This window comes from Thalassotalea litorea, assembly GCF_005843925.1.
Lineage (GTDB): Bacteria > Pseudomonadota > Gammaproteobacteria > Enterobacterales > Alteromonadaceae > Thalassotalea_A > Thalassotalea_A litorea_A.
The window spans coordinates 98,622-120,658 of the sequence record NZ_VCBC01000015.1 but is presented as its reverse complement, the minus strand read 5'-3'; the positions used below and the strand labels follow the sequence as shown (position 1 = coordinate 120,658).

20 protein-coding genes are annotated in these 22,037 nt (G+C 44.0%); 13 read left to right on the top strand and 7 right to left on the bottom strand.

Going from position 1 to position 22,037, the window contains the following annotated elements:
* Positions 1-37: 37 nt before the first annotated feature.
* The 9 genes from fabV to nqrM all read left to right on the top strand — a co-directional run bounded on the left by fabV (position 38) and on the right by nqrM (position 8,912).
* A complete protein-coding gene (gene fabV, locus FE810_RS14390) occupies positions 38-1,231 on the top strand; it encodes an enoyl-ACP reductase FabV (protein ID WP_138320876.1) in 1,194 nt (397 codons plus the stop codon).
* 361 nt (positions 1,232-1,592) lie between these two features.
* Positions 1,593-2,930, top strand: coding sequence for a Na(+)-translocating NADH-quinone reductase subunit A (locus FE810_RS14385; protein ID WP_138320874.1), 1,338 nt, complete (start codon positions 1,593-1,595; stop codon positions 2,928-2,930).
* 2 nt (positions 2,931-2,932) lie between these two features.
* Entirely contained in the window at positions 2,933-4,144 is a 1,212-nt protein-coding gene (locus FE810_RS14380; protein WP_138320872.1) for an NADH:ubiquinone reductase (Na(+)-transporting) subunit B, read from the top strand.
* Positions 4,137-4,907 (top strand): Na(+)-translocating NADH-quinone reductase subunit C, encoded by a 771-nt coding sequence (locus tag FE810_RS14375; protein ID WP_138320870.1) that lies wholly within the window; start codon positions 4,137-4,139, stop codon positions 4,905-4,907. Before FE810_RS14380 ends, FE810_RS14375 begins: the two co-directional genes overlap by 8 nt.
* Entirely contained in the window at positions 4,907-5,536 is a 630-nt protein-coding gene (locus FE810_RS14370; RefSeq protein ID WP_138320869.1) for an NADH:ubiquinone reductase (Na(+)-transporting) subunit D, read from the top strand. The genes FE810_RS14375 and FE810_RS14370 overlap by 1 nt, the downstream gene beginning before the upstream one ends.
* A 6-nt stretch (positions 5,537-5,542) precedes the next feature.
* Complete coding sequence (gene nqrE, locus FE810_RS14365; protein ID WP_138320867.1) at positions 5,543-6,166, top strand: NADH:ubiquinone reductase (Na(+)-transporting) subunit E; 624 nt, start codon at positions 5,543-5,545, stop codon at positions 6,164-6,166.
* A gap of 56 nt (positions 6,167-6,222) precedes the next feature.
* Entirely contained in the window at positions 6,223-7,446 is a 1,224-nt protein-coding gene (gene nqrF / locus FE810_RS14360) for an NADH:ubiquinone reductase (Na(+)-transporting) subunit F (RefSeq protein WP_138320865.1), read from the top strand.
* 152 nt (positions 7,447-7,598) lie between these two features.
* Positions 7,599-8,678: an FAD:protein FMN transferase gene (locus FE810_RS14355; RefSeq protein WP_246037066.1), complete on the top strand. Its 1,080-nt coding sequence runs from the start codon at positions 7,599-7,601 to the stop codon at positions 8,676-8,678.
* Between the two features lie 12 nt (positions 8,679-8,690).
* On the top strand, positions 8,691-8,912 hold the full coding sequence (gene nqrM / locus FE810_RS14350) for a (Na+)-NQR maturation NqrM (protein WP_138320863.1): 222 nt from the start codon (positions 8,691-8,693) through the stop codon (positions 8,910-8,912).
* A gap of 135 nt (positions 8,913-9,047) precedes the next feature.
* Here nqrM and FE810_RS14345 read toward each other — a convergent pair whose 3' ends face one another.
* Positions 9,048-9,629, bottom strand: coding sequence for a DUF4136 domain-containing protein (locus FE810_RS14345; RefSeq protein ID WP_138320861.1), 582 nt, complete (start codon positions 9,627-9,629; stop codon positions 9,048-9,050).
* Between the two features lie 79 nt (positions 9,630-9,708).
* Positions 9,709-10,488, bottom strand: a complete 780-nt coding sequence (locus FE810_RS14340; RefSeq protein WP_138320859.1) for a MaoC/PaaZ C-terminal domain-containing protein — start codon at positions 10,486-10,488, stop codon at positions 9,709-9,711.
* A 330-nt stretch (positions 10,489-10,818) separates the two neighbouring features.
* Between FE810_RS14340 and FE810_RS14335 the strand changes: the two genes are divergently transcribed.
* Positions 10,819-11,139 carry a DUF3566 domain-containing protein gene (locus tag FE810_RS14335; protein WP_138320857.1) on the top strand — a complete coding sequence of 107 codons (321 nt, stop codon included), beginning with the start codon at positions 10,819-10,821 and terminating at the stop codon, positions 11,137-11,139.
* A gap of 12 nt (positions 11,140-11,151) precedes the next feature.
* Here FE810_RS14335 and FE810_RS14330 read toward each other — a convergent pair whose 3' ends face one another.
* Positions 11,152-13,128: a BCCT family transporter gene (locus FE810_RS14330; protein WP_138320855.1), complete on the bottom strand. Its 1,977-nt coding sequence runs from the start codon at positions 13,126-13,128 to the stop codon at positions 11,152-11,154.
* A 212-nt stretch (positions 13,129-13,340) separates the two neighbouring features.
* On the opposite strand from FE810_RS14330, the gene dinB reads away from it, so the two are divergent.
* Both dinB and FE810_RS14320 read left to right on the top strand, forming a co-directional pair.
* Positions 13,341-14,387 (top strand): DNA polymerase IV, encoded by a 1,047-nt coding sequence (gene dinB / locus FE810_RS14325; protein ID WP_138320853.1) that lies wholly within the window; start codon positions 13,341-13,343, stop codon positions 14,385-14,387.
* Between the two features lie 112 nt (positions 14,388-14,499).
* On the top strand, positions 14,500-15,357 hold the full coding sequence (locus tag FE810_RS14320) for an MBL fold metallo-hydrolase (protein ID WP_138320851.1): 858 nt from the start codon (positions 14,500-14,502) through the stop codon (positions 15,355-15,357).
* A gap of 109 nt (positions 15,358-15,466) precedes the next feature.
* On the opposite strand, the gene FE810_RS14315 is transcribed toward FE810_RS14320, so the two are convergent.
* The 3 genes from FE810_RS14315 to serB form a co-directional block, all read right to left on the bottom strand.
* Positions 15,467-17,713, bottom strand: coding sequence for a S9 family peptidase (locus FE810_RS14315; RefSeq protein ID WP_370738938.1), 2,247 nt, complete (start codon positions 17,711-17,713; stop codon positions 15,467-15,469).
* A gap of 171 nt (positions 17,714-17,884) precedes the next feature.
* A complete protein-coding gene (gene radA / locus FE810_RS14310) occupies positions 17,885-19,249 on the bottom strand; it encodes a DNA repair protein RadA (protein ID WP_138320847.1) in 1,365 nt (454 codons plus the stop codon).
* A 114-nt stretch (positions 19,250-19,363) separates the two neighbouring features.
* Entirely contained in the window at positions 19,364-20,431 is a 1,068-nt protein-coding gene (gene serB / locus FE810_RS14305) for a phosphoserine phosphatase SerB (protein ID WP_246037065.1), read from the bottom strand.
* A 160-nt stretch (positions 20,432-20,591) separates the two neighbouring features.
* Here serB and FE810_RS14300 point away from each other — a divergent pair, with 160 nt between their 5' ends.
* Positions 20,592-21,176, top strand: a complete 585-nt coding sequence (locus FE810_RS14300; RefSeq protein ID WP_138320845.1) for an AhpA/YtjB family protein — start codon at positions 20,592-20,594, stop codon at positions 21,174-21,176.
* Here the strand turns inward: FE810_RS14300 and FE810_RS14295 are convergent.
* The gene (locus tag FE810_RS14295) at positions 21,162-21,923 is read right to left on the bottom strand and encodes a TatD family hydrolase (RefSeq protein ID WP_171022382.1); all 762 of its coding nucleotides are present in this window, start codon (positions 21,921-21,923) and stop codon (positions 21,162-21,164) included. The two genes, FE810_RS14300 and FE810_RS14295, sit on opposite strands and share 15 nt — an antisense overlap.
* Positions 21,924-22,037: the final 114 nt, after the last annotated feature.

Below are 22,037 nucleotides of genomic sequence, written 5' to 3'. Positions count from 1 at the left end.
TGATTAATGCATTTAACAAAACAAGGTTAACCCTAATATGATTATCCAACCGAAAATCCGTGGATTTATTTGTACTAACGCGCATCCAACCGGTTGTGCTGCCCATGTGAATGAACAGATTGAGTATGTAAAATCTCAACCGCAAGCGGCAGAAAAACCGAAAAATGTTTTGGTGATCGGTGCATCTACCGGTTACGGACTCGCATCGCGTATTACTGCTGCATTTGGTAGTGGTGCAAATACCTTGGGCGTATTCTTTGAAAAAGAACCAACGGAAAAACGTACCGCATCTGCTGGTTGGTATAACACCGCGGCATTTCAACAGGCGGCAGAACAACAAGGCCTGTGGTCGAAAAACATTAACGGCGACGCTTTTTCCCATGAGATCAAACAACAAACCATCGATTTGATCAAAAAGGAATTGGGTGAGATTGATTTGGTGGTGTATTCATTAGCATCACCTCGTCGTACTGATCCAGATACGGGTGAAGTTTATTCCTCGACGTTAAAGCCAATCGGTCAGGACGTTACCACCAAAAACCTAAACACCAGTAAGCGTATTATCGACTCGGTGTCAGTTGATGCAGCAAACGAAGAGGAAATTGCCGGTACCATTAAAGTGATGGGCGGTGAAGATTGGGAACTTTGGCTGTCTGCCTTAAAAGAAGCTGGCGTCTTATCTTCTGGTTTTAAAACTGTTGCGTATACCTATATCGGCAAAAAACTTACCTGGCCAATCTATGGTAAAGCGACAATCGGTCGTGCCAAAGAAGACTTAGATCGTGCCGCATCGGCGATCAATTCGGCAAACGAAGACTTAAATGGAAGTGCATTTGTCACTTCGTTGAATGCCGTGGTTACTCAGGCAAGCTCGGCAATTCCAATTATGCCGTTATATATTTCAGCATTATTCAAAGTGATGAAAGCCGACGGCACCTATGAAGGCTGTATTGAACAAATCCAAGGATTGTTCCGTGATAACCTTTATGGTCAAAACCCTACTCTTGATGAAGCCGGGCGCTTGCGCCAAAACGTCAAAGAGCTAGAAGATTCTGTCCAGGAACGTGTACAAAAACTTTGGGATGAGGTGAGCACAGACACTATTGATGAAATGACCGATTATAACGGTTATCATAGTGAATTCTTGCGATTATTTGGATTTGGCATGAAACAGGTTGATTACGATCAAGATGTTAGCCCTTTAGTGACCATTAATCATTTAGAACGTTAATTTTTAATTAATTTTAATGCTTTGATTTTTACAAGAGGTAGATGAATATCTGCCTCTTTTTGTGTTTTTAGTTTATCGTTCTTTAGTATGACGAACTTTTAGATGATTACCCTGTTTATCCTTGCCAGTTAGCAGTTCTGAGGCGAAACAATCATAATTAACGACAATTAATTACGATTTAATCGCGCATCGGCAATGGTATTTTGAGGCCGTTTCGTGCTAAAATTCGCGCCGAAAAAATTTTAGTTAAATCCCCTGTTTATCAACTGCTTGATTTTCAATGTAGTTGGTTCAGGAAACACTGGGCCGGAATGCGTTTCGCATCTGGTTTTAAACTCCTATTAAAGTAGTGCAAGTGGTTATGATTCCAATAAAAAAGGGTCTGGATGTTCCTGTTAGTGGAGCTCCCCAGCAAGTAATCTCAGATGGTCCAGCCATCGAAACCGTCGCAACGCTTGGTGAAGAGTTTGTGGGCATGCGCCCTACCATGTATGTTCGGGTAGGTGATCGCGTTAAAAAAGGTCAGGCACTTTTTGAAGACAAAAAGAACCCTGGCGTTAAGTTCACAGCTTCTGCAGCGGGTGTTGTTAAAGAAATTAATCGCGGTGAAAAGCGTGTTTTGCAATCCGTTGTGATTGCAGTGGAAGGTGACGAAGAAGAAACCTTCACTGCTTACTCTGTTGATCAATTATCGTCTTTATCTCGTGAAGATGTTGAAACAAACCTTGTGAACTCAGGTTTGTGGACGGCGTTAAGAACCCGTCCATTCAGCAAGATCCCTGCATTGGGATCTGAGCCAGTGGCCATCTTCGTGAGCGCGATGGATACCAATCCATTAGCAGCAGATCCTGCGGTAATCATTAAAGATCAAGCCGAAGACTTTAAATACGGTTTACAGGTACTTGCTCGCCTTACAGCTGGTAAGGTATTTGTTTCGAAAGCGCCTGGTGCTGATATTCCGGTTACCGACAGCGTTGCCGTAAACGAATTCTCTGGTAAGCATCCAGCTGGATTGGTTGGTACGCATATCCACCATTTATGCCCGGTTTCTGCAGACAAAGTGGTTTGGCAACTTGGCTACCAGGATGTGATTGCTTTCGGTCAGTTATTCACCACAGGTAAATTGAACTCTGAACGTGTTGTTGCTGTTGCCGGTCCAGCGGTAAAAGAGCCTCGTCTGGTTCGTACCGTGTTAGGTGCCAATACCGATGAATTAACTGCAGGTCAGCTAACCGATGGTGAAGTTCGTGTTGTATCCGGTTCATTATTAAATGGTACCCATGCGAAAGCGGTTCACGCATACCTAGGTCGTTATCACGTACAGGTGAGTGCATTGCTTGAAGGTCGTGAGAAAGAATTTATCGGTTATATGTATCCAGGTCCGAACAAATTCTCCGTCACTCGTGCGTATATGAGTCACTTCTTCCGCAATAAAGTGTTCAATATGACGACAACCACCAACGGTAGTGCTCGCGCCATGGTGCCAATTGGCAACTATGAACGTGTAATGCCTTTGGATATCCTGCCAACATTATTACTTCGCGATTTATGCGCTGGTGATACTGACGGTGCTCAGTCTTTGGGTGCGTTGGAGTTGGATGAAGAAGATTTGGCACTATGTACTTTCGTATGTCCGGGTAAAACCGACTACGGAGTTCTATTGCGTGATTGCCTAACCACGATTGAGAAGGAAGGTTAGACATGGGTTTAAAAACTTTTATTGAAGACATCGAACCGCATTTTGAAAAAGGCGGTAAACACGAGAAATGGTTTGCGTTATACGAAGCCGTTGCGACCGGTATTTTTACCCCAGGTTATGTAACCAAGGGTAAAACCCATATCCGTGACAGTATCGATTTAAAACGTATCATGATCACGGTTTGGCTAGCAGTGTTCCCGGCAATGTTCTGGGGTATGTATAACATTGGTTTCCAGGCAAACGAAGCGTTAGCTGCAGGCTATGCACTACCAGATGTCTGGCAAGCAAACTTATTCCATGCGCTTGGCGGTAGTTTAGGCGCCGACGCCGGTTGGTTTAATCTGATGCTGTACGGCGCAATGTTCTTCCTGCCGATTTATGCCACGACGTTTATTGTCGGTGGCTTCTGGGAAGTGATCTTTGCGGCAGTTCGTAAGCATGAAGTAAACGAAGGCTTCTTCGTAACCTCAATTCTTTTTGCCCTGATTCTTCCAGCATCGATTCCGTTATGGCAAGTCGCTTTAGGTATTACCTTTGGTGTGGTAATTGCTAAGGAAATCTTTGGTGGTACAGGTAAAAACTTCCTTAACCCAGCGCTTGCAGGTCGTGCGTTTCTATTCTTCGCATACCCAGCGGAAATCTCTGGCGATTCTGTTTGGGTTGCCGTAGACGGTTTCACCGGTGCAACGACGTTAGCCCAAGGCGCTGCGGCACAGGTTGGTGAGATTTCTTACACCTTGAACCAAGATTGGTGGAATGCCTTCTGGGGACTTGTCCCAGGTTCTGTTGGTGAAGTATCGACGGCGATGATATTTATCGGTGGCGCTTACATTCTCTATAAAGGAATTGCCTCCTGGCGGATCGTGCTCAGCGTATTTTTAGGTATGGTGGTTACTGCGTGGTTATTTAACACCATAGGTAGTGATACCAATGCGATGTTTGCTATGCCTTGGTATTGGCACTTAGTTGTTGGTGGTTTTGCGTTCGGTATGATGTTTATGGCCACTGACCCGGTTACCATGTCTTTTACCAACACAGGTAAATACTTCTTTGGTGCTTTGGTTGGTATCATGGTGGTTCTTGTCCGTGTGGTAAATCCTGCATTCCCTGAAGGTATGATGCTGGCGATTTTATTCGCTAACTTGTTTGCACCACTGTTCGATTACTTCGTGGTTCAGGCAAATGTGAAACGGAGACTTGCACGTAATGTCTAGTAATAAAGAATCTTTTGGCAAAACGGTTGGTTTCGTTGTTGCTGTATGTTTGGTGTGTGCGGCATTAGTATCCTTTTCAGCGGTACAGCTAAAGCCTTTGCAAACAGCAAACAAATTGCTTGATAAGCAGACCAAAATTCTTGAGGCTTCTGGTTTGTTAGAGACGGCTGGCGATGACATCGTTGGTACGTATAACAAATTCGTTGAAGCGAAATTAATCAACCTTGACTCAGGTGAGTTCATCGAAGGTGATGCGCAAGGTTTTGACGAGCGTCGCGATGCACGTGATTTATCAAAGTCTTCTAAGCCAGAAAATGATATTGCCGGCATTAATCGTCGTGCAGACAATTCAGTGGTTTACTTGATTAAAAATGAAGCCGGAAATATTGAAACTATCGTCCTGCCAATTGTTGGTTCGGGGCTTTGGGATTTGATGCACGGTTATGTTGGTCTTGAGAAAGATTTAAACACGGTTAAGAGTGTCATTTACTCTGACCATAAGGAAACTCCGGGCTTGGGCGCTGAAATTCTGAACCCGAACTGGAAAGCCTTATGGCCAGGTAAAAAACTCTTTGATGAGCAAGGTGATGTTGCCATCAAAATCATCAAAGGTGGTGCCAAAAAAGGCGACATCCATGGTGTTGATGCGTTATCCGGTGCAACATTAACCAGTGTTGGTGTTGAAAAAACGTTTGTATTCTGGTTTGGTGACGAGGGCTACGGTCCATTTATCGCCAATTACCGTAATGGAGGGCTGAACTAATGAGTGACGCTAATTCAAGCAAGAAGGTTTTAACGTCTCCTATCGTAGACAATAACCCAATTGCGTTACAGGTACTGGGGATTTGTTCTGCTCTGGCAGTGACCAGTTCAATGGTTAATGCTTTAGTTATGACGGCAGCCGTTGTCTTTGTAACCGCGTTTTCGAACTTGTTTATTTCAATCATTCGTAACCACATACCTTCAAGTGTACGTATCATCGTACAAATGGCGATTATTGCGTCTTTGGTAATCGTGGTTGACCAGGTGTTAAAAGCATTTTCCTATGCGCTCTCAAAAGAGCTAGCGGTATTTGTTGGCTTGATTATTACCAACTGTATCGTAATGGGGCGTGCTGAAGCATTCGCAATGAAAGAAAAACCTGTCGTCTCTTTTCTTGACGGTATTGGTAACGGTTTAGGTTACGGTCTTATCCTTATCCTTGTTGCCACAGTACGTGAATTACTTGGTTTTGGTACCTTGCTTAATTATGAAATCCTGCCGCTAATCCAAAACGGTGGCTGGTATCAGGCAAATGGTTTATTGGTACTGCCATTCAGTTCATTCTTCATCATTGGTTTGATTATATGGGCAATTCGCCAGTTCAAACCTGCGCAAGTAGAGAAGGACTAGGAACCCATGGAACATTATTTAAGTCTTTTTATTAAAACGATTTTCATCGAGAATCTCGCCCTAAGTTTCTTCCTTGGGATGTGTACTTTCCTGGCGGTATCAAAGAAAGTCAGCACTGCGATTGGTCTGGGTGTTGCGGTTATCGTTGTACTTGGTATCGCGGTTCCTGTTAACCAAATCATCTATCAAGGTATCCTGGCACCAGGCGCTTTGGATAGTGTCCTAGGTATTACCGATCCGAAAGAATCAGTAGACCTTAGCTTCCTTTCGTTTATCACCTTTATCGGTGTTATCGCGGCACTTGTACAAATCTTAGAGATGATTCTCGATAAGTACTTCCCGCCACTTTATAACGCCCTAGGGATTTTCCTGCCACTTATTACCGTAAACTGTGCAATTTTTGGTGCGGTTTCTTTCATGGTAGCGAAAAACCTGACATTAGGTGAGAGTGTTGTATACGGTATTGGCTCCGGTGTTGGCTGGGCTTTAGCTATCGTATTGCTTGCGGGTCTGCGCGAGAAAATGAAGTACTCTGATGTACCTGATGGTTTGAAAGGTTTAGGGATTACGTTTATTACTGCAGGTTTGATGGCTTTTGGCTTTCTATCCTTCGGTGGTATCTCGTTATAAGGTTTAAGCAGGCCAACTAATCGGTTGGCCTCAAGTGAAGTTTAAAGGAAAAGTCGATGGAAATTATTCTCGGCGTAACGATGTTTACCGCAATCGTACTGGCATTGGTATTGGTAATTCTATTTGCCAAGTCCAAACTTGTTGCCAGCGGTGACGTTACCATTGCAATTAATGGCGATCCGGACAAAGCGGTAACAACTGCTGCGGGCGGCAAGCTACTGGGCGTGTTAGCGAACCAGGGTATTTTCGTTCCATCTGCCTGTGGTGGCGGTGGTACCTGTGGTCAGTGTCTTGTACACGTACATTCCGGTGGTGGTGATATCTTGCCGACTGAATTGGGTCACATCACGAAACGTGAAGCAAAAGAAGGCTGTCGTTTATCTTGTCAGGTAAACGTTAAGCAAGATATGGAAATTGAACTGGAAGATGAAATCTTCGGCGTTCAACAATGGGAATGTGAAGTTATTTCTAACGATAACAAAGCAACCTTCATTAAAGAATTGAAACTTGGCATTCCAGACGGCGAATCTGTACCGTTCCGTGCCGGTGGTTATATTCAAATTGAAGCACCAGCCCACCATATCAAATATAAAGAGTTTGAGATCCCCGAAGAATATCGTGGCGATTGGGAGCGTTTTGGCTTTTTTGATATTGAATCAAAAGTTGATACCGATACCCTGCGCGCCTATTCAATGGCGAACTACCCGGAAGAAGAAGGTATTATTATGCTAAACGTGCGTATTGCTACGCCGCCGCCTAATAACCTATCACTTCCTGCAGGTAAAATGTCTTCATATATCTGGAGCCTGAAAGCCGGTGATAAAGTCACCATCTCAGGTCCATTTGGTGAATTCTTTGCCAAAGATACCGATGCTGAAATGGTATTTGTTGGCGGTGGTGCGGGTATGGCGCCAATGCGTTCACACATTTTCGATCAGTTAAAACGTTTACAATCTAAGCGTAAGATCAGCTTCTGGTACGGTGCACGTTCATCACGTGAAATGTTCTATGAAGACGACTTTAATGGTCTTGCCGCTGAGAATGAAAATTTCGACTGGCATGTGGCATTATCTGATCCGCAACCGGAAGATAACTGGGAAGGTTATACCGGATTCATTCACAATGTTCTTTATGAAAACTATTTACGTGATCATGACGCGCCAGAAGACTGTGAATTTTATATGTGTGGTCCACCGATGATGAATGCTGCCGTGATTGGTATGCTGAAAGACTTAGGTGTGGAAGACGAAAATATCATGCTCGATGACTTTGGTGGTTAACCCCCGATAAGTGACTCGGCTTCAAAGAATCGAAAAGGTCAGACTGCAAAGTTCTGACCTTTTTTTTGTTGTATCAATCGTGCGGATGTCAGACTCTTTAATTTCATTTATAATGAGTCGCAATTAAGGTCGTTTATCTTTAAGGAACTGATTTGCGCGCTCTCTCTACTCATTACGCTGTGGCATTGCTGTGTACGTTGCTATTTGCCTGTACAGATCAAAAACCCAGCGAGCAATCCTCCTCGCATACCCCGCAAGAACAAAGTGATTCGACATCACAGCCTCTGCAAGAATTGCAATTAAGCGGTTATACCATGGGGCCGATTGTTTATACCGTTAAATTGATTGCCAACAAGCCGCAAATAGAGCAGGAAAATCTCGCCGGTGAAGTCGATCAATTACTGGTGGCTTTAAATAAGAAAATGTCGACTTGGGATAAGTCTTCAGAGTTATCCTTGATTAATCAGGGGAGCGCTGAGCAAGCCTACAATATATCCGATGAGTTACGAGTTGTTTTAAGTGAATCGATTCGCCTGGCTAAATTAACCCAAGGAAGCCTTGACGTCACGGTAGGACCGCTTGTGAATTTGTGGAGTTTCGGACCTGAAAACCGCCCGGAAAAAATTCCATCTAAGCAACAAATCGACGACGCGAAATCCAACATTGGCATTAATAAGCTGGTCCTGCAAGGGAATGAGCTACGTAAAAGGCAGGATGCCTTGTACGTGGATCTATCGGCAATCGCGAAAGGGTATGCCGTAGATAAAGTCGCTGAATTGCTCGAGCAACGCGGCCATCTAAACTACCTCGTTGATATCGGTGGCGAGATGCGCATTAAAGGTTACAAAATTGATAACAAACCCTGGAGAATCGCGGTTGAAAAGCCGGTTTCCGGGACAAGGGCTGTGCAAAAGGTTATAATGCCCGGCGATAACGCAGTCGCGACTTCAGGCGACTATCGAAACTATTTTGAAGTCGATGGCGTTCGCTATTCGCACACCATAGATCCGGCCACTGGCTGGCCGATAGATCACAAATTGGTATCGGTTACGGTTGTTCACCCGTCGGCAATGACCGCAGATGGACTGGCAACGGCGATTGAAGTTATGGGGCCAGAAAAAGGCTTTAAATTTGCTAAGCAACATCGTTTAGCAGTGTATTTGATATCAAAAACCGATAATGGTTTTTCAGAGCAGGCAACCGATTCATTTAAGCAACTGGTTGCTGAGTAACAGGTTAGATTTATGTCAGTCTTTTTATTAACATTTGCATTTTTTCTTATTATCGTGGCTGCTATGGCGGTTGGATATATTGTTCAGCAAAAAAGCCTGGCTGGCAGCTGTGGTGGTTTATCAACAATAGGAATTGATAAGGCCTGCAATTGTGATAACCCTTGTGAAAAGCGGCTGGAACGCGAGCGTCAGGAAAAGCTCAAGGGTGAGCAGATTAATATTAAAAACCTTTAAATACGTTTATCGTTTGCTCTTAGGTGGTGTTAGCGGCAGTTAATACCGCCTTGTTGTTTAAAGGACATTAAAATCTAAATCTAAATCTAAATCTAAGCACCAGGCCCCAGGCCCCAGAAATCGATGGTAGCGAGATTAAGATTCGCCTGGTGGATACAAGGCGAGAATACTGGCAACCGTGTTATCAATATTATTCTGGCGTTTTTCTGGGCTATCGTTACCTTTGGCATTAAAGGTGTCATATCCACGCCATATCAGTTTTCCTTGTTGATGAAAGTCAATCGTCACTCTCACTTCAACCGTTTCCCGGCCCGATACCGGAATCGATGTATTGACGCCAACACCCACTGAACTGCTACTTCCTGACCGTCCGGTACCCAAACCAATATTGATTGATGAATTATTTTGCTTGGTGCGAGTGGTAATAAAATGACTGACGGTTATGTGTTTCTCCGATTGTGGGTTGGCGCTTTTCGAGAAGCCTTTGGCGAGTAATTGGGTTTCAACAGCATTGGAAAGTCGCTGGTTAGTGAAATCATCATTTTTGATCCCCTGTTTACTCGGCTCCTGGCTAAATTCGTTGATCACTGAAAAATCTTTCTGGGTGTCATAATCCATAACCGCTGAAGAAGATTGACAACCGCTTAACAGTAAAACAACCATACTGGCGGTAAGCAAAGATAGCAATGAGTTAGAGCAGCGCTGGTGTGTAAGCATAATAGTCTTAATTTTTAGGGTTATTATTAGCTTATAGACATTCAGAGGTTATTTATCAACCCAATTAGGACACTGATTTTCAATCAAGTAACTCGATTTCCATATGTAGCTGATCACCGTTGCTGAACGCCAAGAGCTTATTGTCGTGCTGGCATACACCGATTTTTTGCGGCAACTTGCAAGGTTTTTTAAAGCCAATCTTACAATGTTCTGAGGTGATTTTTTTATCAAGCAATAAGCGATGACAAAGGTACATGCCGTGAATAATGGCGCGATCAAACCCAAACAGTTTTGCGCTAAAGTCATAAAGATGTATTGGATTGTAATCGCCGCTGACTTTCGCGTAACGGCGCGCAAGCTTATGATTAATCGCCAGAAAATATTGTTGTTGAAACGGCAGCCGTGCACGTTCGGATTTCGGTGCACCGTCTGCTCCTTTTATGCGTTTTAGCATTACATTGGTGTTGGTTAGGCAAAGCTTTTCTCGTTGATAAAACTCGATGCGCATTTCTATCAACTTTCCTTTTGGGTGCTCAATACCCTGAACAAGGTTAAATTGCAGATCAAAAGGTTGGCTTCGATCCAGCTGACAGTGACGCTGGAACTCGCTGGATAGATGGATTAACCCTAATGCCGGATAGGCAAACCGGATATCTGCCATGACCTGCAACATAAATGGAAAAGCACTGATGAACTCAAAACTGATCGGCAGTGATTGATCAGGGGAAATTTGCATCGCTTTACGAAATTTCTGCTGTTGTTTTTCGTTTGCCCGGCAGTTTGAAAAGTGGCATTGGAAATCGGCAATTTGTGCACTAGGAAGTGATTTTTTTAATAATAGTTTTAAATAGCTCAACATGAATATTACCGAAATTATGAAGGCCCGTTGAAGACCATCAGTGTGAATTCTTTACTTTAACGGATCCCGGTTATTTCGCAACTTATTCAGTGTCAACTTAAAGGGATTGTGGAGTCGGCGAAAAGGCGAGATTGGTAAGCACTAGGGGTTGAGGGGAGGTTGTTTGTTGATGACAGCATCGTTTAGCCATATCCGGCAACATTCAGAAGTGTGAGCGGCTTGTTAATCGGATTAAAGCAAACTTTTGCATCTATACTCTCTGTGTCTTGTACGCGCGATGTGCGCGTCTTATACGAGTCTAAATGTGTTTAGATTACAGGAGTGATTGTAATGAAACGACGTATTACTCGATTGAGTATCCATCAAAACGCGTTAATGGCCGGTATTTTAATGGCTACCGCGATGCTGCCTTTTTTAATCCCAATGATTCTGTTATCAAATATGGCACCAGAAGTCGCAAATCAAAGTCATGCAATGCCCGGATTTAGTGGTTGGGCACTACTTATTTTACCACTGATTTATTTTGTGTTTACCTACATTAGTGCTGCAATCATGTGTTTTATATACAATCTCCTCTCGCCGATGATTGGCGGTTTTGAAGTTGAGATTGAATCATTAGACGCAACTACAAAACTCAACACAAAAGCCTAACGATGCAAATACCTAATTGAGTAAATAAATAAAGTATCGGTGTTTGTAATATTGATCAATAACATCATTGATCACGCCGAGCTTAGACCAGCCCATCACGTCATAATCCTGGCCACCTTCGGTCAGGTGCACGACGGCTCGATAGTAGTGATGATCGTCATTGTCTGGATCGTCGTTAACCACTTCCATATCTTGATCACTTAAGTTTGGTTGCAAGTTTTTGTGTCGATACACCGCATAAATAAAATCAGGAGAGTCATCGAGACTGACCCTTAATTGCCATCCTTTATCGGACTCTTCGACTGTCGAGGTTTCCCCTAAATTATTGAATTCTTCTTGCAGCTCAATAAATGCCGGGTTCACAGTGTTTTCAATAAACTTGTCGATATTTTCTTTGGTTGGGTAATGGTTAATTTTGGTGAGCCGTTCGCGCCAGGATTTATTTTCCGCCCCAGCATGGGGGAAGGATGTCAGCAAAAAGCTTTCTTGCTTAAATGTTTCAACCCGTAATGCTTTTATCAGCCCTCCCATGGATAACATCAGGACGATGGTAAAGGGAAGTGCGCTGGCTATGGTCATAGTCTGTAGTGAATTCAAACCACCGGCCAACAATAAGATTCCTGCAACTAAGCCTACACAAATAGCCCAATAAATGCGCTGCCAAACTGGGGTGTTATTGTTGCCATACGAGCACAGCATATCAATAACCATTGCCCCCGAGTCGCAACTGGTAACGAAGAAAATCACGATCATTAATACCGTTAATCCTGCCAGGATCTCAGTAAACGGAAAGTGTTCTAAAAACACAAACAAGGCAACGGACGTGTTCTCCGAGACCATTTGCACTAAGTCATTAGCCTTACCACTACTGACCATTTCGATGGCGCTGTTTCCAAAAATGGTCATCCAGAACATAGTAAAAGCGCTGGGAATAATTAATACGCCAACAATGAACTGTCGTATGGTTCTGCCTCGAGATATGCGGGCGATAAACAAGCCGACAAACGGAGCCCAAGCTAACCACCAACCCCAGTAAAACAGGGTCCAACCACCAATCCACTCGGTTTTTTGATACGCATATAAATTAAACGTCGAGCGAACGATATGGGACAGGTAGTCACCAATGTTTTGCACATAAGCCGAGAGCAAAAACACGGTTGGCCCAAGAATAAATACCAACAACAGTAAACCTAAGGCTAAGCCCATGTTGGTTTCAGAAAGGCGCTTTATGCCTTTATCTAATCCGCTGACAACGGAGATAATCGCAAAGCCGATGATAATCGACATTAAAATAATTTGATTAAGGTTGTTTACTTCAATCCCAAATAAATAGTGAAACCCCGAGTTTACCTGAGAAGCCCCAAGGCCAAGAGAAGTGGCGACACCAAATACGGTACCAACCGCGGCGAAGATATCCACGAGGTGGCCAGGCCAGCCGTAAATTTTATTACCAATAAAGGGATATAGTGCGGATCTCAGGGTTAAGGGGAGATTCATTCGAAACGCGAAATACGCAAGAATTAATGCAACTACGGCATAGATAGCCCAAGCATGTAAACCCCAATGGAAGAACGTCGTTCGCATCGCTTCTCTGGCCGCTTCTATGGTTTCCGGCGCGGCATTTGGCGGCGATGAGTAGTGCATAATCGGTTCAGCAACGCTGAAAAACATTAACCCGATGCCCATGCCAGCGGCAAATAGCATCGAGATCCACGACATCATCGAGTAGGCGGGCTTGGAGTGATCAGGGCCTAAGCGAATGTCGCCATATTTGGAGACGCAAAGGAATATCACATAGACCAGGATAATGGCGACACTGAGAATATAGAACCAACTGGCATCTTTGATGATGACGTCTTGCAGGCTATTGAAGTTGTTTTCGGCGGATTTAGGCCAGATAACGGCGTAAACGAGAAGAAGCATTATGAGCGCAGAAGAACTGATGAAGACCGTTTTATTCAGTCCTGTGGGTTGAGATTTATTTGTCACTGCCGACTCCCGTAAATTACGTCTTTATGGAGAATTTCAATCACTTGCTTTTACTGCGCACCGGCAAGTTGAAATTAAGTATAGACAAGCTTCGTATAACTTCATTAATTCTTCATTTTCCGTGATTGCATTCCGAAAGATTAGTGATTAAACTGTTTATTTATACAGTGCTTGTGTTTAGCTTTAAATGAAAAGCAATTGGCGAGGTTGCTATTAAAAAAATTATTCATATCGATATGGACTGCTTTTATGCTGCCGTAGAGATGCGCGATAACCCGGCTTTGCGAGATATCCCGATTGCTATTGGTGGCAGCAGCGAGCGCGGTGTGATTGCCACCTGTAATTATCTCGCACGCAAATTCGGCGTTCGCTCCGCCATGCCGGTCGCCCACGCGTTAAGGTTGTGTCCCGATCTTACTATGGTGCCTGGACGCATGTCGGTATACAAAGAAGTGTCTGAACAGATCCGAGAAATTTTTCATCGCTACACGGATTTGATCGAACCTTTATCTCTTGATGAAGCGTATTTAGATGTTAGCGACAGTCCTCATTGTCAGGGAAGTGCGACTTTGATCGCCCAACGTATTCGCCAGGACATCTTTAACGAGCTCAATTTAACGGCTTCTGCGGGGGTAGCCTCTTGTAAGTTTGTTGCCAAGATTGCATCCGATGAAAATAAACCTGACGGTATCTGTGTGATTAAACCTGCAGAAATTATGGATTTTGTCGCAACGCTGGATTTAAAAAAAATTCCCGGAGTGGGTCCAAAAACATTACAAAAATTACACCGAAAGGGTCTTAAAACCGGTGCTGATGTCAGGCAATGCCATAAGGATGAATTGATTCAATGGTTTGGCAAATTTGGCGCTAGTTTATATGAACGCTGCCAAGGGATTGATAACCGGAGCGTTTCTCCAGACAGAGTAAGAAAATCGTTGGCTATCGAAACCACATTGGCCAAAAACATAGAAGGGGAGAGTGCGTGCCTCGATGTTCTCAATACGCTACTGCCAAAGTTTGAGCAAAGATTACAACGAACGGATGATCTATTGATTTGTCGGCAGGGCATAAAGGTGAAATTCGCGGATTTCACCCAAACCACAGTCGATCAAAGTTGTGCGCAACTCACCCCTGAGCAATTTCCAACATTACTGAAAGAAGCGCTTAATCGGGGCGAAGGTAAAGCTGTGCGTTTGCTTGGACTGCATGTCGGCTTTGCTGAGCATCAGGATAAACAACAACTCTGCTTTAATCTGTGATCCATCCATTTGCCCCAAAGGTATTGGTACTGGATTTTCCAGTGGAAATATCCCATAGTCAGAGGGTACCAAACATTCACTGGGTAATACTAAAAACAAATCAGGTAATACTATGAAAAACTTATCTATTTTATTGCTGCTAAGCAGCATGATGAGTCTGTCAGCGCAAGCCGCTCAAGACTTTTCAGATGTCAATATTGCGGCCAACAATGTCGCTGGTGACGTTTACATGTTAGAAGGCGCGGGCGGCAATATCGGCGTTCTGGCAACCGATGCAGGTTTGCTGTTGGTTGATGACCAATTCGAGCCACTGGCGGAAAAAATTGAAGCGGCAATGAAGGACATTAAAGATCAGCCATTAAGGTATGTGGTAAATACCCACTATCATGGTGACCATACTGGTGGTAATGCTTATTTCGCTCAGCATGCGCCAATATTTGCCCATGAAAATGTGCGCAAACGGGTGCTCGAAGACAACAAGAAAAGCGGCGAAAATTTGCCTGTTGTTACCTATAAAGACGGGGTTAAAATTTATCTTGATGATGAAGTGATTGAGCTAATGCACCTACCTTCTGGGCATACTGACGGCGATACCGTGGTGTACTTCACCAAACACAAAGTGTTGCATATGGGCGACTTGTTTTTTGAAGGACGTTTCCCATATATCGACATTACCCATGGTGGTAGTGTCAAAGGGTACTTGGCGAATATTACAAAGATCCGAAAAAGTTATGCGCAGGATATTAAAATCATCCCAGGGCATGGCAAATTAACTGACATGATTGGTCTGCAGTCGTTTATCGAAATGCTCACTTACTCTATCGATTTGGTTGAAACCGCTCTAGCAGAAGGTAAAACGGAAGAAGAAATATTGCAGGCCGGGATCGGTGAACAATATGAATCCTGGGGCTGGCAGTTTATTAACGAAGAACGTTGGTTGAAAACCTTAGTCGCCGATCTGAATAAGTAGCGCTTATCAGGGGGGGCGTTACAACCGTGCCTCTACTGTAAGACTTAGACAACAGAAACAAAAAAGCCCACAGGACTGTGGGCTTTTTGAGATTACTTTGAGTGATAACTTACTGTTCAGGTTTAAAGTTGTCGTTGAAAAAACGCATAATGGCGTTATTTAAATGTGTTTTCACCGGCTTGCCACGCATGCTGTGTTTCGAGCCAGGATAGGTCATTAAATCAAACATCTTATTGTTATCCTGCAATGTTTTAATTAACTTTGTGGTGTTAGTAAACAACACATTATCATCAGCCATACCATGATATAAAAACAGTTTGCCTGCAAATCCTTCGACATACGGAAACACTGAACTTTGTTCATAACCATCGGCATTGCTTTGTGGGTGCCCCAAATAACGCTCAGTATAATGAGTGTCGTATAGCAACCAGTCGGTTACAGGAGCACCACTGACCCCCGCCTGAAAATACTCTGGCGCTTTAAATAACGCCATCAAAGCCATATACCCACCATAACTGTGACCATAAATGCCGATACGTTCAGGATCGACAAATGGCAATGTTCTCAGATGTTTTACGCCTGTGATTTGATCGCTAAGCTCAACATCGCCAAGCTTTTTGTAGATCGGGAATTCAAACGCGGTGCCGCGGTAATTTGAACCACGGTTATCTAATTGATAGACAATGTAACCCTGGCTGACCATGTATTGAATCATATCCGCGCCACTCCATTGATTGGTGACGCGTTGTGCATGAGGGCCGCCATACACATGGACAATGACAGGGTATTTCTTACCAGGCTTGAGGTTCTTTGGCGTATACAGTTTGTAATACAGATCGACTTCACCGTCATCGGATTTGAGCGTGCCAAATTTTGGGGTTACCAGGGCATCGAGATAAGGAGCTACCGGATGGTTGGCATCCAGTGCATTTTCCAATAAATAGGTCATGCGCTCGCCATCGGCTTTATGCAAGCTTAATTGCGGTGCAGTGCTGATGCTGGAATAGTTATCCAGATAAGTCTGTTGGTCTTTGGCGAAACGGATCTTATGGAAACCACTACGCTTACTGATGCGGGTAACATGTTCCGGTGACTTACCATCAAGGGTTACCTTGTATAAATGCTTTTCCAATGGTGTATCGGCACGGCCGGTAAAATACACCCAACCTTGATTTTCATCAACCGCAACTAATTCATCGACTACCCATTTACCTTTGGTTAGCTGTGCAATTTGCTCTCCTTCGTAATTGTAAAGATACAAATGCTTAAATCCATCTTGTTCCGAGGCCCAGATAAACTGCCGGCTTTCCTTTAAAAACTGCAAGTCTTGGTTTAAATTAATCCAATGATCGGACGTTTCGGTAATGACCGTAGTGCCCACTCGGGATTTCAACTGATGAAAGCGCAGTTTTAAGGTTTGTTGATCGCGACTTTGCCACTGGTAACTCAAACCTTTGGAATCCGGCAGCCACTTAACCCGTGGCAAATAAATATCCTGTTCGTCCCCTAATGGGAAATTTTTCACTTTACGATTGCTGATTTGTACCGATTTCAATTTTACCGTGACATTGTTGGTACCAGTCGCAGGGTAGCGCTGTTCAAAGAGCTTGACTTCTTCCGCATAAATTTCATTGCGGATGGCAATATCAACACCTGCTTCGTCGACTTGAATGTATGCCAGATGTTTTTCATTGGGTGACCACCAATAGCCACTCATACGATCCATTTCTTCCTGCGCGACAAATTCCGCCATACCATTTTTGACCGTGCCCTTACCATCTTTGGTCAGTGCAATTTGCTTTTTATTGGGAGAAGAAACGTCAATAAGGTAAATATTTTGCTGCTTGATATAAGAGACATATTTTCCTTTTGGTGAAAATTTAATGTCGGTTTCCCAGTCTTCATCTTGAGTCAGTTGTATCGCGTTTTGTTGTTCAAGATTGTATAAGTAAAGATCGCCATTGATCGGGAATACGATACTGTCACCATTTGGAGAGATCACATATTCCATGATGCCTGAGCCGTAAACGCGTTGACGTTCACGACGCGCCTTCTCTTCGTCGCTTAGCTCTTCTTTGCCACTGAATATGCTGTTTGAATCGACCAGTAAGGTATGTTCGTTATCGGCAATATTGTATTGCCACAGGTCGTAACGGTTTTGATCTTCCTGCTTTGCCTTGAGATAAGATACCTTGGTACCATCCGGGAAATATTGGAGATTTTTCGATTTTTCACCGCTTAAGGAAGGCGCGCTGTAGATTCGTTCGATGGTTAATGGCTGGGATTCCACTTTAGTGGCTGTTGAGACTTGCTCTTGGGTCTGGGATTGTTCTGCATTACTGGTTGTGCTGAGCATCAACATCAGTATGCCGGATACTGCTTTGTTCATAATATCGCCAGGATCAATAGAATTAAATAACTGATTATTCTACTAACCAAAACCATGCCTGTCGAAAGGTTTTTATTATTCAGCTGGGTAAATGAACAAAGCGAAGCGAAAATATGGTTGCGGGGTACGCACCGAAAACTACAAAATCGCTTCCAATGCCTGGGCCAACGTATTTACGCCGATAATTTCCATTCCTTCGATCGTATCTTTGGGTTTATTTGCCATGGGCACAATCGCTTTACGAAATCCATGTTTGGCCGCTTCGTTGATTCGTTCTTGACCACTTGGCACAGGACGGATTTCGCCAGATAAACCGATTTCACCAAAGGCGACGAGATCTCTCGGTAAATCTTTGTCTCGAAAACTGGAGACCATCGCCAACAATAACGCTAAATCAACGCTGGTTTCGGTGACTTTAACGCCACCGACAACGTTGATGAACACATCTTGATCATTCATCTGCAGGCCACCATGACGGTGCAATACGGCTAACAGCATCGACAGACGATTTTGATCGGCGCCCACCGCAACCCGACGAGGGTTCGCCAATGCGGAGTAATCCACTAGCGCCTGCACTTCAACCAATAGTGGACGTGTCCCTTCCCACAAGACCATCACCACAGAGCCGGAGGTCTGTTCTTCCTGTCGCGACAAGAAAATGGCGCTGGGGTTTTTGACTTCTTTAAGGCCTTGTCCGGTCATGGCAAATACGCCAAGTTCATTTACTGCACCGAAACGGTTTTTACTGCCGCGTAATGTTCTAAACCTTGAATCCGTGCTGCCTTCGAGCATTATCGAACAATCAATACAATGTTCAAGAACCTTGGGACCGGCCAGAGACCCATCTTTAGTAACATGACCGACGATAATCATCGCAACATGGTTTTGCTTAGCAAAGCGGGTTAAATACGCGGCACTTTCCCTGACTTGTGAAACACTTCCCGGGGCGGATTGAATGTCTCCCATATGCATTACCTGAATCGAGTCGATTACCATAATTTTTGGCTTTTCCCGATCGGCAATATTACAGATATTCTCAACACTGGTTTCCGATAGCATTTTTAATTTATCGGTTTTTAATTCCAGTCGATGGGCGCGCATTGCCACTTGTTGCAGCGATTCTTCACCGGTAATGTACAATGCGTTCATTTGTTCGGCCAGGGCACACATGGTCTGCAGTAACAAGGTACTTTTACCAGCGCCAGGCTCACCACCGATAAGAATGGCACTGCCTGGCACGATACCGCCGCCAAGGACCCGATCAAATTCGGCAAATCCGGAGCTAAATCTGGGTAAGTCACTTAAATCGATAGCATTAAGCACTTGCACCTGAGCATTCGTCTGACCGGCGTAACCCGATAAACTATCGGTTCGTTTTGGCGCCGAGCCTAAACGGACTTCGGATATTGTATTCCAGGCCTTACATTCCGAACACTGGCCCTGCCAGCGGGGAAAGTCTGCGCCACAATCGTTACAGACAAATGCCGTTTTGTTTTTTGCCATTGGTGAAAGACTCGCTTAACTCAATTTATTATGAAAACTAATATGTATAAATATACAGTATCAGGTTGAGTTTAATGGATTTTAAATTCACAATAAATAATTATTTCCAACTATTTATTTTAACCAATGCGCTAAGCAATCAAGTCCGGAAAAATTTATCGCGCAATCCGCTTGTTGAAGTACCACAGGCTTTGCTTTATAAGCTACCCCTAGTTCCGCCGCCGCTAACATTTGCAGATCATTGGCGCCATCCCCCATCGCCACTGTCTGTGCGGTTGGAATCGAAAACTCGGTTGCCAGTCGCCCTAATGTATCCGCTTTAACTTGTGCATCGGTGATATCACCAAGCACGTGGCCAGTAAGCTTACCATCGACAATTTCAAGGACATTTGCCTGAGTTGCATCAAGCTCCAGCTCTTTTTGCAAATAGTCGGTAAAATAGGTAAAGCCTCCGGAGGCCACAGCAATACGCCATTGATGGGACTTGAGTAAGTCCAATAGGGGGCGCAATCCTGGCATTAACGGAAGTTGGCTGGCGACTTCGCTAAGAATCGATTCGCTTGAACCACTAAGAGTCGCGACACGTTGTTTCAAACTGGCTGCAAAATCTAGTTCGCCTTGCATTGCACGTTCAGTTACTTCTGCAACTTCTTCGCCTACACCGGCAAGCTTGGCAATTTCATCAATGCATTCAATCTCAATCGTGGTGCTGTCCATATCCATCACCAACAATCCTGGGGTCGCCAGACTTGGCGCTTGCTCAATAAGGGCAAGCTCTAAGCTTTGCTCTAATGCATATTGATTGGCCAGCTTGCGGGCAGCATTGATGTCAGTTGCCTGCAGGGCGAAGCGATAACTGGAAACCCCTAAGCGATGGTTAATGCGATTCAGCTTGACCAGTTTTATTCCTGCAAACTGACAAATATCAACGAGTTGGCTGATTGTAGTCGAACTTAATAACACCAATTCCCAGCCGTTGTTTACCGAGTCATTGTTTTCAGGCTGAAGATCATTGTCACTAAATAACGTTGGGGTTAATGTTTCGAGGCTACTGTCGAGATACAGATAACTCTGATCAAAGTAAAAATCTGCCGGATTTGGAATATTCTGGTGGGTTAAAAGTTGGTTTAGGGTCAGAGCGTTCGTGGTTGATATAGGAGCTCGCATACTTTTAGTGGCCACAATAGATACCTTTAATACTGAAAACAAGATGATGGATAAAAAAAGGATTCTATCTTCGCAAATAAAGCACTATGATTAAAACTTTATTTTCATTTTTTTAATACCAATTTGTATGATGATATGAATTGGTATTATCCCTGATTTTACACAGGAAAAATCAATGTCGACAATGATTTCGCGGCTCAAGCATACGGTTAATCGTCTGCTTCCAATTTTTATGACGATTGTGTTACTGCTGATTATTTTTAATAGTTCTATTGTGCGTATATATAAAAACCAACAGGTCATGAGTCAGCACGTCGAAGAGATTGCCCGAGGGTTTATGAGTCAGGCGGTATTGAGTACGAAAATACTGCTACAACAAGGCCAGCGTCAGGGGCTACGACAGTTGGCTGAACAAATGGAAGAAAACCCATGGGTTGATCAAGTATTGGTTTATGACAATCATGGTCAGCTTATCGCCCACTCTAAATCGGCACAAAAAATTATTCCTGAACTTGCCGCCGGGGAAAATGACACCAGTCCATATCAGTCCCCATACGTTGCAGAAATACGAGACCAGCAATTATTAGGCTATTTACGCATCAATTTTAATGCGCAAAGTTTGATTGATGATTTTAATGAACGGCAGCGCGACAATCTGGCGTTTATTTTAATGTTGTTGCTGGGCGCGATGGTCGTTCTGTATTGGTATAACCACCCGACAACTCCGAGCTTAAGAATACCGGGTTTAAAACGTAAATAACTGCTCGCAGTTTTGCTCTATTTGGGCGGCGATTTTCGTGGGAGGCTCCTCGCGTAAATCGCATAAATGCTGGAATACCTTTACGACATTTGTCGGTGAGTTGGCTTGACCTTGCTGCCCCTGCAACGGCATCGAAGGGGCGTCGGTTTCAAGGACTAGGCTATCTAGTGGCAATTTGGCTACCGCATGTCGCGTTTTTTTCGCTCTCTCGTAAGTAATGACACCGCCAATACCCAATTTAAATCCTAACCCCAGGTATTGTTTTGCTTGTTGGTAACTACCTGAAAAGGCGTGGATAACCCCGCCATGCGTTAAGCGCATTTGTTTCAATATCGGGATAATTAAATGATGAGTTTGTCGATGGTGGATTAAAACCGGGAGCGCCAGCGTATTCGCCAGTGATAGCTGTTGTTCGAAAAAACGGATCTGTTTATCCATATCGTCTATGTGAGCGTCCAGGCCTATTTCGCCGAGCGCGACAACGCGACTTTTTGTACTTAAGTAGCGTTCAAGCTTGGTTAAGTCGTCCTGCCGGGCATTGTTAATCCACCATGGATGAATACCGAAGCCGAAATAACACCCCGAGAAAGACCCACAAGTGTCAAGTTGTCGCTGCCAGTGCTTGGCGCTGACGCCGGGTATAATAATACGCCCAATTCCAGACTGCGTTAATTGATGTATCAGGGTAGGACGGGATTGATCGAAATCCGCAAAGTCTAGATGGCAATGGCTATCGGTGAATTTCACAATTTAAACACGATGGTAAACGGGTTCGTTTAACTATAAATTCAATCGCGACTGATGTCAGTAACTTCTCGTCGATTTAGCGATGCTGTCGCACACTTGGTTTTTGACCCTGTG

Excerpts from the sequence above, each read along its gene's own strand:
- FE810_RS14300 (WP_138320845.1), top strand. The coding sequence starts at position 20,592 with ATGTCGACAATGATTTCGCGGCTCAAGCATACGGTTAATCGTCTGCTT.
- FE810_RS14385 (WP_138320874.1), top strand. The coding sequence starts at position 1,593 with ATGATTCCAATAAAAAAGGGTCTGGATGTTCCTGTTAGTGGAGCTCCC.
- FE810_RS14340 (WP_138320859.1), bottom strand. The coding sequence starts at position 10,488 with ATGTTGAGCTATTTAAAACTATTATTAAAAAAATCACTTCCTAGTGCA.
- FE810_RS14315 (WP_370738938.1), bottom strand. The coding sequence starts at position 17,713 with ATGCTCAGCACAACCAGTAATGCAGAACAATCCCAGACCCAAGAGCAA.
- nqrF (WP_138320865.1), top strand. The coding sequence starts at position 6,223 with ATGGAAATTATTCTCGGCGTAACGATGTTTACCGCAATCGTACTGGCA.
- FE810_RS14335 (WP_138320857.1), top strand. The coding sequence starts at position 10,819 with ATGAAACGACGTATTACTCGATTGAGTATCCATCAAAACGCGTTAATG.
- FE810_RS14320 (WP_138320851.1), top strand. The coding sequence starts at position 14,500 with ATGAAAAACTTATCTATTTTATTGCTGCTAAGCAGCATGATGAGTCTG.
- nqrE (WP_138320867.1), top strand. The coding sequence starts at position 5,543 with ATGGAACATTATTTAAGTCTTTTTATTAAAACGATTTTCATCGAGAAT.
- nqrM (WP_138320863.1), top strand. The coding sequence starts at position 8,691 with ATGTCAGTCTTTTTATTAACATTTGCATTTTTTCTTATTATCGTGGCT.
- FE810_RS14380 (WP_138320872.1), top strand. The coding sequence starts at position 2,933 with ATGGGTTTAAAAACTTTTATTGAAGACATCGAACCGCATTTTGAAAAA.
- fabV (WP_138320876.1), top strand. The coding sequence starts at position 38 with ATGATTATCCAACCGAAAATCCGTGGATTTATTTGTACTAACGCGCAT.
- FE810_RS14370 (WP_138320869.1), top strand. The coding sequence starts at position 4,907 with ATGAGTGACGCTAATTCAAGCAAGAAGGTTTTAACGTCTCCTATCGTA.
- FE810_RS14345 (WP_138320861.1), bottom strand. The coding sequence starts at position 9,629 with ATGCTTACACACCAGCGCTGCTCTAACTCATTGCTATCTTTGCTTACC.
- radA (WP_138320847.1), bottom strand. The coding sequence starts at position 19,249 with ATGGCAAAAAACAAAACGGCATTTGTCTGTAACGATTGTGGCGCAGAC.
- FE810_RS14375 (WP_138320870.1), top strand. The coding sequence starts at position 4,137 with ATGTCTAGTAATAAAGAATCTTTTGGCAAAACGGTTGGTTTCGTTGTT.